We start from the raw sequence: 14,172 nt of genomic DNA, 5'->3' as shown, positions 1-14,172 counted from the left end.
TATCCACAGAAATTCTGTAAAATTGCTGCATCTTCCGACCGTTGTCTTAACCATGCGGTAAGGTGTTTGCTGTCTGCTAGCGACCACCCCGCACCATAAACTGAGAGGCCACCCATGCGATTTCTGCCCGTCGTATTGGGCTGGGTCATAGCTGCCTCAGCCCTGTCAGCCATCGCGTCAATCCCCGGCGCGGCGAGTGAGGTTCCTCACTCGGTCCCTGCTTACACAGCAGGTTAAGCCCCGCCTCTGGCCTCGCCTTTTCGGGTCGGGCCAGAGGGCGTTTATGCTCGGTTTGAGCTGTGATCATGTTTTGCGTTTTCGGTACGGTAGGAGGTAACGGTCATGCGCTTTATCACTCTGGTTCTGGGGTCGGCTGCGGCCCTCACGGCGTTTTCCATCATGTCGACCCATGCGGCGACTCCTGAGCGGTTGCTGCCTTATCACATCCTGCAATAATCAGCCCCACGGATTGCCGATCTGGATCGCCCGTTAGGATCGTTTCATAGGGCTGGACCTTGCGCCGCCAGAGGTGCAGTCTGACCCTATGCGCATTCTGATCGGCCTCCTGGCCTGCTGCCTGCTGCTCACCGCCTGTGGCCGTCCCCTGACGGAACGCGAACGCGCCTATGCGCGGACGTTTTATGGCGACCAGCTGGATCCGAAACCGGTGCGGTTTAACGACGGGCATTTTGCCCGCAGCGTGACCTTTACCTATGCCGCGCGGCCCCGGGTGACCTGTCAGGAGCGGGTGTTTCCCCCGGTCAAAGGGGAGACGTTCAAAACCTCCCCCGGGGCGATTGCCGTCTATCAGAACGTCTTTTACCGCAAAGACCTCTACCGGCCTGATTTCACACATGAATACCCGCAGGGCACTGATCTGTGGGATCTGATGCTCTTTGCCCATGAGATGACCCATGTCTGGCAATGGCAGAACCGTGATCGCACCGGTTACACCCCCTGGCGCGCCGCCAGCGAACATAAGCCGGGCCATGATCCCTATCTGTTTGAACTGGACAGCCAGCCCGATTTCCTGAGCTTCCCCTTTGAACAGCAGGCCGCAATTGTGGAAGAGTTCACCTGTTGCCGCGCCCTGGCTCCAAAGGCGCAGCGCACAAAGCGGCTGCATGCGATGCTGTCTGAGGTAATGCCGGTGCAGCTGCTGCAAACACGGATCGACCGCGCCGCGGTGGTGCCGTGGAAAGATGCCGATCTGAACGGCATCTGCAGCTGAGCGCGATCACTCCACCTGCAGGGTTTCCAGATAGGCCACAAGGGCAGCCAGCGCCCGTGGCACCGGGGTCAGATTGGCATCCTCGGCCGATGCGGTGCCGCTGACATCCAGCGGCACGGTTTCACCACCCAGAAAGCCGCCAAATTCCGGCATCCGTTGATCGCCAAGCGCCTGCCGGTTGTAGCCATCCGCCGTCGTCAGCACCATTTCACGCGGGAACACGCCGCCATTGGCCAGTGACAGACGCGTCAGGTCTGCAGGCGGCGGGCCGTCCGTGCCGGTGCTACCGCCCTGCCCGTTGGCGCCATGGCAGATGGCGCAATTCTGCGCAAACAGCAGCGCCCCCTCAGCAGGTTCCGGCATGGCAACGTCCTGGCTGGGGGCACAGGCCGCCAACGCGACAAAGGCAAAAGGGGTGCAACGGGCGACAAAAGTCATTGCTGGATGCTCCTTAAATAGGCGACCAGATCCACAATCGGGCCACCTGCCAGCATCGGCTGGCCGGTTTCAGTTTTCATAGCGCGATCATCGCCTTGAAAGACCTCGCCGTAAACCGGCATTGCGGATCCATGGCTGACCAGCGGATCGCGCCCATCAATGCGCGCCACAACACGCTTTAGCGGAAAGATCCCGCCATTTTCAACGCTCAACGCTGCCAGGGATTTGGGCTGCACCAGCAACACAGGCGCCATCGGGCCGTTTCCCTCTGCCTCCAGCCCGTGGCAGGTGGCGCAATGGGTCATGTAAAGGGCGCGGCCCGTGGCCACATCGGCGCTATTGTCGATCTCTTGCGCGGTGGCGACCGTGGGCAAAACCACAAGCAATGCCCAGACCATCGCCAGCAATGTGATCGCTCTGCGGCAGTGCCTTAGGGCAAAGACCACTTGGGCCTTTGGGGACGTTTTAGGTGCATCTGACATCGGGGCCTCCTGTCACTTGGAACCTCATTTGGTCCTATAAGTGTGACAGGTTCCGCCCGCTGGCGCTTTGATGCGTGTCAGGTTTTGCTCAATCCACCGGCGGAACCGGGGTGCCATAGGCAGCGGCCAGGTTCACAACGAACCGTTTGACCTCCGCCGGGCTGCGCAGATGGTGGGCGGCTTTGGTTTTCTGCGCCGATCTCAGGCACCGCGCGGGGCCGATACGGCCGGTTTTGCGGGTGTCCCAGATCCAACGGTAGAACTCCCATGAGATCTGTTCCGGACATCCCTCGGGCAGGTCCGGGCGGCTGCGACCATAGTGGCGCAGGGTGCGTTTCAGCACCCGCCAAGACCGCAGGGCAAGCGGCAGATCAACCCAGATATAGGTATCACAGCGGGCCAGACGTTCGCGCCAGGTGGCGGAATGGCCGCCCTCAAAAATCCAGCGGTCGCGGGCATGCACCTCATGGCACATGCGGGTCTTTTCCTTCCGGTGGCGTTCCTGCCAACCGGGCATCCAGTGAATGCGGTCGATATGTTCCACCGGCAGCCCCGTGATGGCCCCGATCTGACGCGCCAATGTGGACTTGCCCGATCCGGGTTGGCCCACAATCATCACCCGTTGCATCGCTGCCTGCATCACACAATTCCTTTAACGAAAGAGCGCGAAACTGACGGATCACAACGGTAGCGTCAAGCGGTCTCAGCCAAGCTGCCCGGCCTCCAGCCGCAGCATCCGGTCCATGCGCCCGGCCAGCTCCATATTATGGGTGGCAATCAGCGCCGCCATCCCGGTGGAGCGCACCAGCGTCATCAGCGCGTCAAACACCTGATCCGAGGTGGCAGGATCCAGATTGCCAGTGGGTTCATCGGCCAACAAAAGGCGTGGTTCATTTGCTAAGGCCCGACAGAAGGCCACCCGCTGCTGTTCCCCGCCCGACAGGGCCGCAGGCCGGTGGTCCGCCCGTGCGCCGACGCCCACACGGGACAACAGGTCACTGGCGCGCGTCACCGCCTCAGCCCGGGCCACACCATTGGCCAGCTGCGGCAGTACCACGTTTTCCAGCGCGCTGAACTCAGGCAGCAGATGATGGAACTGATAGATAAAGCCGACATCTTCGCGCCGGGCCCGGGTGCGGCGGCGATCAGACTGACCGGTCAGCGCCTGCCCCGCCAATGTGACCTGCCCCTGATCCGGCGTGTCCAGCAGACCAGCGATATGCAGCAAAGTCGATTTGCCGGCGCCCGAAGGCGCAACCAGAGCGACCACTTCGCCCGGCTGGATGGTCAGATCCACCCCGCGCAACACGGCAACCGGATTGGCGCTGCCCTTGGCATAGGTTTTGGTGATGCCCTCAAGGCTCAGAACCGGATCACTCATAACGCAGGGCCTCCACCGGGTTCATCCGGGCCGCACGGCGGGCCGGGAAGATCGTGACAATAAAGCTGAGGCTCAGCGACAGCGACACCGCCGTCACCACATCGCCCAGCTGCAGTTTTGCCGGCAGATGGTAAATGCCCCGGATCGAGGGGTCCCAGGCCTGCCCGCCGGCCATCCAGTTCACAAAGGCAAAGATCGGATCGATGTAATAAGCAAAGAGGCAGCCCAGGATCACCCCCGCCAGAGTGCCCACCATGCCAGTCAGAGAGCCGCAGATGAAAAACACCCGCAGCACCGCGCCTTCGGTCAGCCCCATGGTGCGCAGGATACCAATGTCACGGCCTTTGTTTTTCACCAGCATGATCAGGCCCGACACGATGTTCATCGCCGCGATCAACACAAGGATCGACATGATGACAAACATCACATTGTCTTCGATTTTCAACGCCCTGAGGAAACTGCCCGAGGCATCGCGCCAGGTCCAAAGCTGGGTGCCCTGCCCGCCCGCCTGCAACAGCGGCAGCTGCAGGTCATCGATGTTTTCCGGGCTGCGCACCATGACTTCCATCTCGTCGGCGGCATCGTCGCGGTTAAAATAGCTCTGCGCTTCGGTGAAGGGCATGTAGACGCGCACCCGGTCAATGTCATAGCGCCCGGCCGAGAAGACATAGATCACCTCATAGGCTTTCACGCGCGGTGAGGTGCCAAAGGCGGTTTTCACCCCATTGGGGGAAATCACCTTGATCTTATCGCCCACCGTCACGCCCAACTCACGCGCCACGCCGGACCCGATGGCCACCCCTTCGCCAAAACGGGAGATGTCGCCAAATCCGGTTTCGGGGTTCACGATACGCGGGATGGTTTTGAGGTTCTCCAGCGAGATGCCGTAAACTTCGATCCCGGCGTTGTAGCTGCCACGGTTGGCCATGACCTGGCCCTTGATCAGCGGCGCGACGCGGGTCACGCCCTCCACCGTGCGCAGGCGGTCCGCCATGGCCTGATAGTCGGGGATAGACCGGTCAATCCGGCCAGTGTTGGGATCCACCGTGCCGATACTGTAGACCGTCACATGGGCGTTGGATCCCAGGATCGTGTCGACAAATTCCGCCCGAAATCCTGCGCGTACTGCCAGGGTGGCAATCAAGGCGAATACCGCCAGCGTGATGCCGATCAATGAGATCCAGGTCATCACACTGACCCCACCCTCAGCGCGGCGGGCCCGCAGGTAGCGCCACGCAATCATCCATTCAAATCGTGCAAAAGGTGGGGGTGTGCCCGCCATATCCGCCTCATCCCGGTTGTGTGCTGTCAGAGGTGAACCAGCCTTGCGATAAGGTCAAGCCTTTCGGCGCCCCAAGGGCTTAGCGGGCAGCTCTGCGCCCAGATCGGGCCTGCCTGCCCCGACTGAAAGGCCATTTCAGCAGGGCCAGCAGCAGCGCCATGATCAGCGCCGCACCGGCGTAGCCCGCAATGGCAAAGGCGGCCCCTTCAAAGGTCAGGGGCAGCGCCGGTTTATAGGCATCATATGTGCGGCGCGCGATCTCAGCGTCTGAGAAGTGGCGCAGCTCATAGGCGCGGGTGAAGGGTCCGGCATCCTGCAAGGCCGACATGGCCGCGCTCAGCCGCTCATGACGTTGCAGCGTGGTTTCCATATCGGCGCGACGGCGGGTCAGGAAGTCACTTCCCTGCATCTGCGCCAATGCCTCCTGCCGGGTGAGGCCCGAAGCCTGTGCCGAGGTATCAAAATCCGCAACCACCGCTGTCAGCTCATCCACCGCGCCGCCCAGACGCTGGGCATATTGCTGCGAAAACTCAGGGAACTGCGCCGTGACCGCCGCCCCGGACAGCCCTGCGATTAGGGTTAGTGTTCTCACGATCATCTGCTGCTCCTGCCCAATGATGCGCCCTGTCACGCTGGCCCCAGCCTAGGCGCGGACAGCGGGCCAAGTACACCGCCTATCTGCTGCCATTCGCGGCCAAAACCACGAAATCCCCCGCAAATACACCGTATGACTTTGGTTTATGCGCACAAAAACAAGCTTTTGACCAATAGAGGTCGCCGCCGTTTCGCGGCCATCAGGGCCCAGCGTCACGCCACCGCCACACGCAGAAACGACCAGTGAAAACGAAAGGCACGCGAATGACATATACCTATTGGATCCGGGCCGGGTTCTCTGCCCTTCTGACCAGCGCCGTCTGCGCACTGCCGCTCGCGGCGCAAGAGGTGCCGCAGGTCACCGACCCGATCAGCGGTGACACCGTCGCCCTGACGGAGGTGGATCTGGCGGCCCTGACCCGCGCGCAAATCCATGCGATCAGCAAAGAACTGCAGGATCTCGGCTACAGCCGCAAAGATGCCAAAGAGGCCATCAAATCGGCGCTGCTGGACGATGTCACCGTGACCGATCCTGACACCGGCATTCTGGTGGCGCTGGACGAAATCGACATTACCGCGCTCAGCGATGAAGAACTGGCCGATATCCTAGAAGAGGCCCGCACCCAGGGCGTGACCCGGCGCGATGTCAAACGCGAACTGATGAGCGCGGTTGAGGTCACAGATCCCCTCACCGGTGAAACCACCACATTGGCCGAAATCGACAAATCCGCCCTGACAGACGAACAGCGTCAGGCCCTGCGGGACGAAGTTGCCGCGCTGGATCTGGCCGGTGCGCCCTCGGGGGATGGCGCGGGCCACGGCAAACGGGCTGGCAAAGGCCCGGGCGCGGCACGGGGCAACGGCCCCGGCAAAGGTGGCGGGGATCGTTCGGGTGCGGGCGGCGCAGCTGAGGGGGGTGCCACCACGGAGTGATCCCCACCGCCCATATCGTTACGGTTTAGGGGATTTGACATCCCCTTCCCCAACGCGGTAGGCGAAATGTGTAGAAGCTAAAGGCTGATATGATGCGACCTCTTTACGCTCCCCTTCTGGGCTTTCTTCTGTCCTGGCCTGTCGTCCTACAGGCCGAAGAAAGGGTCGACGCCGCGATCGTGTCTCGGATCGAGGCGGATGGCTATGTGATCGTCGAGGTCAAACGCACCTGGCTGGGCCGAATTCTCATCACGGCCGAGAATGGCGAGAACTTGCGTGAAGTTGTCATCCATCGAAAGTCTGACGAGGTTTTGCGTGATCGGGTGTTTGCGTTGGATGCAAACGCCAAGGAAAACGCAGGGAAAGTCCCTTCTGCACCGACCGTTCTACCGCTGCCAGGTCCCGGTCAAATCCCCACACCGGGACCTGGCGCCCTTCCAGCGGATCTTATTCCAGATCGCCCAGATGATAGGGAGCGTTCCGAGAGGCCAGAGCGCAACCGCGATGGTGGTGACCGCCATAGTCGCTGAGCACCGCAAGATGGGGATCATGAACAAGAAAAAACGCCAGCTCGGCAGCGCTGCGCCCGAAACTCGGTTCAAGTTTGGGGTCTGGCCTTAGCACGGGGCTGGGCTTGGGGCTGGTGCTGCTGCAGTGCCTCTGCGGCGGCTATTTCACCTGGGAAATCCTGGCCTCCATCTTTGATCTGCCCTCCCTGCCGCTGCGGTGGCAAACCCGGGAAGTGGTCGAACTGGGGGCCTGTGCCGGGCTTATCCTAGGCGCCTTCACCAGCCTGCGCCTCAGCCTCTCCGCCCAGGCCGCCAAGGCGCGCGCGGACCACGCCCACCGCCTGACCGCGGGTGAGTTTACCGATGCCGTCGAGGAGTTTTTTGCCCGGATTGAACTGACCGAGGCCGAGCGGGACGTCACCTGGCTGATGCTGAAAGGCATGTCGACCAGTGAGATTGCTGCGCTGAGGGAAACCAAACAAGGCACGGTCAAGGCGCAATCCACCGCGATCTACCGCAAGGCCGGGGTCAGCGGCAAATCCCAGCTGTTTTCACAACTGGTCGAAGAGCTGTTGATGTAACGCGGTCACGCGCTCCTTCAGGTACTCGCGATAAACGCCAGTGTTTTGCGCGCCAGTTCGGGGCCGACATCCTCCTGTAGGAAATGCCCTGCCGCCGGGAACAGAACATGCGGCTGCCCCGCCGCCCCCGGCATCAATTTCTGAAACACCCCATCAATCCCCGCCATCACCTTATCCTCAGCGCCAAAGGCGGTCAGCACCGGCAGATCCAACCCTCTGAGCACCTGCCAGGCATCGCGGTTGGGCTGGGCGGCGGGATCATCGGGGTTGTCCGGCACCAACATGGGAAACTGCCGCGCGCCGGCCAAATAGGTTTCATCAGGAAAGGGGGCGTTATAGGCGGCAACCTCAGCCTCGGTCAGCTTGCTGATGGTCCCACCATAGACGATCCGGCCCGCGTTGAACGGATCTGCCGCCTGCGAATAGGCGCGCCAGCTTTTGAACGCCTCATTCATCGGCTGATCCCCCGTTGGCAGGGCCGTGTTAGCCACCACCAGCCGGGCAAAACGATCCGGCATCATTGCCAGCAGCCTGAGCCCCAGCAGCCCACCCCAGTCCTGACAGATCAATGTGATCCCCTGCAGATCCATCTGCACCAGCCAATCGGCCAGCCAGTCGACATGGGATTGATAGCTATAATCGCTGCGCTGCGTCGGTTTGTCAGAACGGCCAAATCCAATCAGATCAGGCGCCACGGCCCGATGCCCGGCGGCGGTGAAGAGCGGGATCATGTGCCGGTAAAGGTAGGACCAGGTCGGCTCCCCATGCAGCATCAGAACCGGGGCCGCCTGCCGCGGGCCCTCATCAACATAATGCATCCGCAGCGCCGCAGCGCCCTGACCAACAGTCAGATACTGCGGCGCAAAATCATAATCCTGCAGCCCTTCAAAACGGCTGTCTTCTGTACGCAAGAACTTCATCGCGGCCTCCCTCCGGTCTGAACCGGTATAATGCACCGATTGTGCCCGCCGCCAAATCGAAAGCTTCGCTTGCTGTATCTGCGGCCGCGCAGTGAGTATTTGGGGAACATTGAAAGGGTGAGGTTCAGCAACGAAAAAGGCCACCCCGAGAGGTGGCCTGGATGGTCTATCGTGCAGGGTGCGATCAGAAGACGTTGACGCGGTGAGGCGCGTAGATCTCGATGATCTTCGCAACGGCCTGTTCCGGGGTCATCTCTTCGCTTTCGCCGGTGCGGCGGCAGGTCAGTTCGACCACACCGTTTTTCAGACCACGCGGGCCAACCGTGATGCGCCAGGGCAAGCCGATCAGGTCCATGGTGGCGAACTTGCCACCAGCGCGTTCCTTGCGGTCATCATAAAGCGGTTCCAGACCCACTGCGGTGAAGCTGTTGTAAAGCGCTTCACAGGCGGCATCGGCCTCCTCATCGCCCTGTTTCAGGTTCACGATGCCAACGTGGAACGGGGTGACACCTTCCGGCCAGATGATGCCATTGTCATCATGGCTGGCCTCAATGATGGCGCCCAGCAGGCGGCTAACGCCGATGCCGTGGCTGCCCATGTGGACCTCAGTCGGTTTGCCATCAGGGCCTTGGACGGTGGCGCCAAGGGCCGAGGAGTATTTGGTGCCGAAGTAGAAGATCTGACCCACCTCAATGCCGCGGGCAACGCAGCGGCGTTCCTCAGGCACTTCGTTAAACAGCGCCTCATCATGGGTCTCATCGGTGCGGGCATAGCGCGAGGTGAACTCTTCCAGCACGGCCTGACACTGCTCCACGCTGTTATAGTCGATCTCACGCTCACCAAAGGTCAGATCGGTGATTTCGCGGTCATAGAAGACCTCGGACTCACCAGTTTCGGCCAGCACCAGGAATTCGTGTGTGTCATCACCGCCAATCGGGCCGGAATCCGCGCGCATCGGGATCGCCTGCAGGCCCATACGCTCATAGGTGCGCAGGTAGCTGACCAGGTGGCGGTTATAGGCGTGCAGCGCGTCCTCTTTGGTGAGGTCGAAGTTGTAGCCGTCTTTCATATAGAACTCACGGCCCCGCATCACGCCGAAACGCGGACGGATCTCATCGCGGAATTTCCACTGGATCTGATAGAGCGTCAGCGGCAGGTCTTTGTAGCTGTTCACATGGGCGCGGAACACATCGGTGAACAGTTCTTCTGCGGTGGGCGAAAACAGCATGTCACGGCCGTGACGGTCCTGCATCCGCAGCATTTCCTCACCGTAGCCGTCATAACGGCCCGACTCACGCCAGAGATCGGCGGACTGCAGGGTCGGCATCTGCATCGGGATGTGACCGGCGCGGATCTGTTCCTGATGCACAATGTTTTCGATCTTGCGCAGCACCTTGAAGCCCAGCGGCAGCCAGGAATAGATCCCGGCGGATTGCTGTTTGATCATGCCAGCGCGCAGCATCAGACGGTGGCTGACAATCTGCGCCTCGGACGGGTTTTCTTTCAGAACGGGCAGGAAATAGCGCGACAGACGCATGGATGACCCCTTGGGATTGGTAAAACTTGGTTAGAGACGGGTTTAGAAGAGGGGCGCAAGGCAGACAAGGGGCAAGGTGGCCCCAAGGCCGCCGGTCTTTTTCCCCAGTCCCACGCCCGCGCGGCCAAGCGGCGACCATAAGGCACTCCCGCCTGCCGGTAAAACGCGCCACTGCAACCGGTTAGAAGCCGCCGAAACAGGGCGTCCCCCTGCCCTGCCCCTTGATCTGTCGCCCAGAACCGACGACATAGGAGGCTAAGCAAAAACAGGGGGCGCAGATGGCTTTGTCAGCGAAGGAACAGGTAGGGTATTGGGGTGTGGCCTTGGCGGCATCGTCGCTAGCGCTGTGGTATCTGGGCGATGTGATCCTGCCCTTTGTTCTGGGCGGCGCGATTGCCTACTTCCTGGATCCGGTCGCCGATCGGCTGGAGGCGTGGGGATTTTCTCGAGTCTTTGCCACTGCAATCATCACCATCGTGGCTGTATTGACCTTTGTTATGCTGGTGCTCTTGGTGGTGCCCTCACTGATCAACCAGTCGGCGGCGCTGTTGCAGGTGATGCCGCAGGTCTTTGAGGATCTCTGGGCCTTCCTGATCCAGCGTTTCCCACAGATCCTGGATGAAACCTCCACCCTGAACCAATCACTGCAGCAGATCGGCCAGACCATCGAATCCAAAGGCGGCGAGCTGCTGAACGCGGTCTTCTCCTCAGCCTTGTCGATCATCAACGTTGTGATGCTCTTTGTGATCGTGCCTGTGGTGGCTTTTTATCTGCTGCTGGACTGGGACCGGATGGTGGCCAAGGTGGACGATATGCTGCCGCGCGATCATGCGCCGGTGATCCGTCAGCTGGCCAAACAGATCGATGGCACGCTGGCCTCTTTCATTCGCGGCATGGGCACGGTCTGTCTGGTGCTGGGCACCTATTATGCGGTGGCCTTGATGCTGGTGGGGCTGCAATTTGGCCTGGTGGTTGGCTTTGTCGCCGGGGCGCTGACCTTCATCCCCTATATCGGGGCACTGTTTGGCGGTGTGCTGGCCATTGGTCTGGCGCTGTTTCAGTTCTGGGGCGATTGGCTGTCGATCGGTCTGGTCGCCGGCATCTTTGTGTTGGGTCAGGTGATTGAGGGCAATGTGCTGACGCCCAAGATGGTTGGCAGCTCGGTTGGGCTGCACCCGGTTTGGCTGATCTTTGCGTTGTCGGTCTTTGGCTCGCTCTTTGGATTTGTCGGCATGCTGGTGGCAGTGCCGGTGGCGGCCTCCATCGGTGTGGTTGCCCGCTTTGGCATGGACAATTACAAAGGGGGCCGACTCTACCAAGGCCACGCCGGAAAGCGCGACGAGTGAACCACCGCCAATTAAGCTTTGATCTACCAGTGCGTCCCGCGCTGGGACGGGAAGACTTTTTTGTCTCTCCGGCCAATGCGATGGCGGTTGTCCTGTTGGAAAACTGGCGCGACTGGTCCGGGCGCAAACTGGCGCTGATCGGTCCGAAAGGATCCGGTAAAACCCATCTGGCCCATGTGTGGGCGGTGACCTCGGGCGCGTTGATCCTGAAGGCCACGGATCTGGGCGATGTGGAAATCCCCGCCGTCGCGATGGGCCCTGTGGTGGTGGAGGATGTGCAGGACATCGCCGGCCTGCGCCCGCTGGAAGAAGCGCTGTTTCACCTGCACAATCTGGTGCTGGCCGAAGGTTTCCCCCTACTGATCACCGCAGATCGGCCGGCGCATCTGTGGGGGCTCAGCCTGCCGGATCTGATGAGCCGGATGCAGGGCACCCAATCGGTCAATCTGGAACAGCCCGATGATCAGCTGCTGTCCGCCGTGGTGGCCAAACTCTTTGCCGACCGTCAGCTGATGCCCAGCCCGGATGTGATTTCCTATCTGGTGGCGCGGATGGACCGCAGCTTTGATGCCGCTCGTGATCTGGTGGCTGCCATTGACCGCGAAGCCTTGGCGCGCAAGCGTCCGGTAACGCGCAAACTGGCGGCGGAGGTACTGGGCCAGAGCGAATTGCCCGATCTGCTGGACAATCCCGGCTAAGGGCGGCACTCTCGTCACCATAGTTTCACATGCTTTGAGCATAAGCGCCTCATGTCACACGCAGATTTTCTGAACGCTCCCTTCCCGGAACCGATCGACCTTCCCGATCTCGACCAAACCGGGGCCGCCCGGTTCTATAACCGCGAACTCAGCTGGCTGGGCTTTAACTGGCGCGTGCTGGAAGAGGCGGAAAACCCCAAGGTGCCGCTGTTGGAACGGGTGCGGTTCCTGTCCATCTCGGCCACCAACCTGGATGAGTTTTACACCGTCCGCGTCGCTGGCCTGCGCGAGCTGAAGCGCGAAGGCCACCAGACCCCGGCCGCCGATGGGTTGAGCCCGTCTGAGCAGCTGGTGCTGATCAATGAAGACGCGCGTAATCTGATGATGAGCCAGCAGCGGATCTTTGATGATCTGCGCAACCAGCTGGCGGCAGAAAACATCCATATTCTGGACCGCACCGGGGTCGAGGATGCGGATATGCCCTATCTTGAGGATGTGTTCCTCAATCAGGTGTTTCCGGTCTTGTCACCGCTGGCGGTGGACCCGGCGCACCCGTTCCCGTTTATCCCCAATACCGGCTTTTCGCTGGCCTTGCAGCTGGAACGCCGCCCCGGCAAACGGCAGTTGATCACCCTTCTGCCGATCCCGGCGCGGATCAGCCGTTTTGTGCAACTGCCCGCCAGTGACGGCACCCTGCGCTTCCTGCCGCTGGAAGAGATGCTGCTGCTGTTCACCGACAAGCTGTTCCCCGGCTATCACATGAAAGGCCATTGCACCTTCCGGGTGCTGCGTGACAGCGACCTTGAGGTCGAGGAAGAAGCCGAAGATCTGGTGCGCGAATTTGAGGTGGCGCTGAAACGCCGCCGCCGTGGCGAAGTGGTGCGGATGAAAATCTCCTCCGGGGCGCCGGAGATGCTGAAATCGGTGATCACCGAAGAGCTGCACGTTGATGCGGATGAGATCGTCGAAGTGGACGGCATGATCGGCATCGCTGACGTGAAAGAGCTGGTCTCGGATGAGCGGCCCGATCTGCTGTGGCCCAGCTTCGCCCCACGGGTGCCGGAACGGGTGCAGGATTTTGACGGCGATATGTTTGCCGCGATCAAGCAGAAGGACATGCTGCTGCACCACCCCTATGAAACCTTCGACATGGTGGTGCGCTTCCTGAAACAGGCCGCCGCTGATCCGAATGTGGTGGCGATCAAACAGACGCTTTACCGGACCTCCAAGAAATCCCCCATCGTCGAAGCCCTGTGCGAGGCGGCAGAGGATGGCAAATCCGTCACCGCGCTGGTCGAGCTGAAAGCGCGGTTTGATGAGGCTGCCAACATCCGCCAGTCGCGCCGGCTGGAACGGTCTGGCGCCCATGTGGTTTACGGGTTTGTCGATCTGAAAACCCACGCCAAAATCTCCACCGTGGTGCGCCGCGAAGGCGACCGGCTGGTCACCTACACCCATTACGGCACCGGCAACTACCACCCGATCACCGCCCGGATCTACACCGACCTCAGCCTGTTCACCTGCGATGACAAGCTGGGCCGCGACGCCACCAAAGTGTTCAACTACCTTTCCGGCTATGTCGAACCTGAAGGGCTGGAAAATCTGGCGATTTCCCCCATTGGCCTGAAACAGCGCCTGCTGGAAAACTTTGAAAAAGAAGCCGAACACGCCCGCGCTGGCCGTCCGGCCGAGATTTGGGCCAAGATGAACTCCCTCATCGATCCTGAGATCATCGATGGCCTCTACAAGGCCAGTCAGGCGGGTGTGAAAATCAGCCTTGTGATCCGCGGCATCTGTGGTCTGCGCCCCGGCATCAAAGGCCTGAGCGAAAACATCCGGGTGAAATCGGTTGTCGGGCGGTTCCTTGAACATTCGCGCATCGCCTGTTTCGGCAATGGCCACGGCCTGCCCTCGAAAAAGGCCAAAGTCTACATGTCCTCAGCCGATTGGATGGGCCGCAACCTGAACCGCCGGGTGGAAACGCTGGTGGAAATCACCAACCCCACCGTGAAAGCCCAGATCGTCAGCCAGGTGATGGCGGCAAATCTGGCGGATGTGGCACAAAGCTGGGTCATGGCACCTGACGGGAAATTCACCCGTGCCGAGCGTGTCGAAGGCGGCTTCAACTTTAACTGCCACCGCTTCTTCATGGAAAATCCCTCACTGTCCGGTCGTGGATCTGCGGGCGCAAAAGATGTACCGAAACTGACCCATACGGATGATTGACCCGGCCGCCGGGT

15 protein-coding genes are annotated in these 14,172 nt (G+C 60.9%); 7 read left to right on the top strand and 8 right to left on the bottom strand.

All coding sequences use genetic code 11. The annotated features are described in order from the left end of the window. Window positions 1–544: 544 nt before the first annotated feature. Window positions 545–1,231, top strand: a complete 687-nt coding sequence (locus TL5118_RS15220; protein WP_058244809.1) for a hypothetical protein — start codon at window positions 545–547, stop codon at window positions 1,229–1,231. Window positions 1,232–1,237: 6 nt separating this feature from the next. On the opposite strand, the gene TL5118_RS15215 is transcribed toward TL5118_RS15220, so the two are convergent. The 6 genes from TL5118_RS15215 to TL5118_RS15190 form a co-directional block, all read right to left on the bottom strand. After that, the gene (locus TL5118_RS15215; protein WP_058244810.1) at window positions 1,238–1,669 is read right to left on the bottom strand and encodes a c-type cytochrome; all 432 of its coding nucleotides are present in this window, start codon (window positions 1,667–1,669) and stop codon (window positions 1,238–1,240) included. Further along, window positions 1,666–2,151, bottom strand: a complete 486-nt coding sequence (locus TL5118_RS15210) for a c-type cytochrome (protein ID WP_242601794.1) — start codon at window positions 2,149–2,151, stop codon at window positions 1,666–1,668. The genes TL5118_RS15215 and TL5118_RS15210 overlap by 4 nt, the downstream gene beginning before the upstream one ends. Before the next feature lie 88 nt (window positions 2,152–2,239). Then, window positions 2,240–2,779 (bottom strand): P-loop NTPase family protein, encoded by a 540-nt coding sequence (locus TL5118_RS15205; RefSeq protein ID WP_058244906.1) that lies wholly within the window; start codon window positions 2,777–2,779, stop codon window positions 2,240–2,242. 75 nt (window positions 2,780–2,854) lie between these two features. After that, window positions 2,855–3,532, bottom strand: coding sequence for an ABC transporter ATP-binding protein (locus tag TL5118_RS15200; protein WP_058244811.1), 678 nt, complete (start codon window positions 3,530–3,532; stop codon window positions 2,855–2,857). Beyond that, on the bottom strand, window positions 3,525–4,814 hold the full coding sequence (locus TL5118_RS15195; protein WP_058244812.1) for a lipoprotein-releasing ABC transporter permease subunit: 1,290 nt from the start codon (window positions 4,812–4,814) through the stop codon (window positions 3,525–3,527). Before TL5118_RS15195 ends, TL5118_RS15200 begins: the two co-directional genes overlap by 8 nt. Before the next feature lie 79 nt (window positions 4,815–4,893). After that, window positions 4,894–5,412, bottom strand: a complete 519-nt coding sequence (locus tag TL5118_RS15190; RefSeq protein ID WP_058244813.1) for a DUF2937 family protein — start codon at window positions 5,410–5,412, stop codon at window positions 4,894–4,896. A gap of 260 nt (window positions 5,413–5,672) precedes the next feature. On the opposite strand from TL5118_RS15190, the gene TL5118_RS15185 reads away from it, so the two are divergent. The 3 genes from TL5118_RS15185 (at window position 5,673) to TL5118_RS15175 (ending at window position 7,431) form a co-directional block, all read left to right on the top strand. After that, on the top strand, window positions 5,673–6,341 hold the full coding sequence (locus TL5118_RS15185) for a hypothetical protein (RefSeq protein ID WP_058244814.1): 669 nt from the start codon (window positions 5,673–5,675) through the stop codon (window positions 6,339–6,341). Between the two features lie 89 nt (window positions 6,342–6,430). Continuing rightward, window positions 6,431–6,871, top strand: coding sequence for a hypothetical protein (locus tag TL5118_RS21185; protein ID WP_131727449.1), 441 nt, complete (start codon window positions 6,431–6,433; stop codon window positions 6,869–6,871). Window positions 6,872–6,984: 113 nt separating this feature from the next. Beyond that, a complete protein-coding gene (locus tag TL5118_RS15175) occupies window positions 6,985–7,431 on the top strand; it encodes a helix-turn-helix transcriptional regulator (RefSeq protein ID WP_242601799.1) in 447 nt (148 codons plus the stop codon). A 17-nt stretch (window positions 7,432–7,448) separates the two neighbouring features. Here TL5118_RS15175 and TL5118_RS15170 read toward each other — a convergent pair whose 3' ends face one another. After that, complete coding sequence (locus tag TL5118_RS15170; RefSeq protein WP_058244817.1) at window positions 7,449–8,351, bottom strand: haloalkane dehalogenase; 903 nt, start codon at window positions 8,349–8,351, stop codon at window positions 7,449–7,451. Between the two features lie 184 nt (window positions 8,352–8,535). Then, window positions 8,536–9,888, bottom strand: a complete 1,353-nt coding sequence (gene proS, locus TL5118_RS15165; RefSeq protein ID WP_058244818.1) for a proline--tRNA ligase — start codon at window positions 9,886–9,888, stop codon at window positions 8,536–8,538. A 278-nt stretch (window positions 9,889–10,166) separates the two neighbouring features. Between proS and TL5118_RS15160 the strand changes: the two genes are divergently transcribed. From TL5118_RS15160 to TL5118_RS15150, 3 genes are all read left to right on the top strand, one after another. Continuing rightward, window positions 10,167–11,234 (top strand): AI-2E family transporter, encoded by a 1,068-nt coding sequence (locus tag TL5118_RS15160; RefSeq protein ID WP_058244819.1) that lies wholly within the window; start codon window positions 10,167–10,169, stop codon window positions 11,232–11,234. 80 nt (window positions 11,235–11,314) lie between these two features. Beyond that, a complete protein-coding gene (locus tag TL5118_RS15155; protein ID WP_082626395.1) occupies window positions 11,315–11,932 on the top strand; it encodes a P-loop NTPase family protein in 618 nt (205 codons plus the stop codon). Window positions 11,933–11,983: 51 nt separating this feature from the next. Next, the gene (locus TL5118_RS15150; protein ID WP_058244821.1) at window positions 11,984–14,158 is read left to right on the top strand and encodes an RNA degradosome polyphosphate kinase; all 2,175 of its coding nucleotides are present in this window, start codon (window positions 11,984–11,986) and stop codon (window positions 14,156–14,158) included. The last annotated feature ends 14 nt before the right edge of the window (window positions 14,159–14,172 follow it).

The organism is Thalassovita autumnalis (genome assembly GCF_001458255.1).
GTDB lineage: Bacteria > Pseudomonadota > Alphaproteobacteria > Rhodobacterales > Rhodobacteraceae > Thalassobius > Thalassobius autumnalis.
This window is presented reverse-complemented; position numbering and strand designations above follow the sequence as displayed.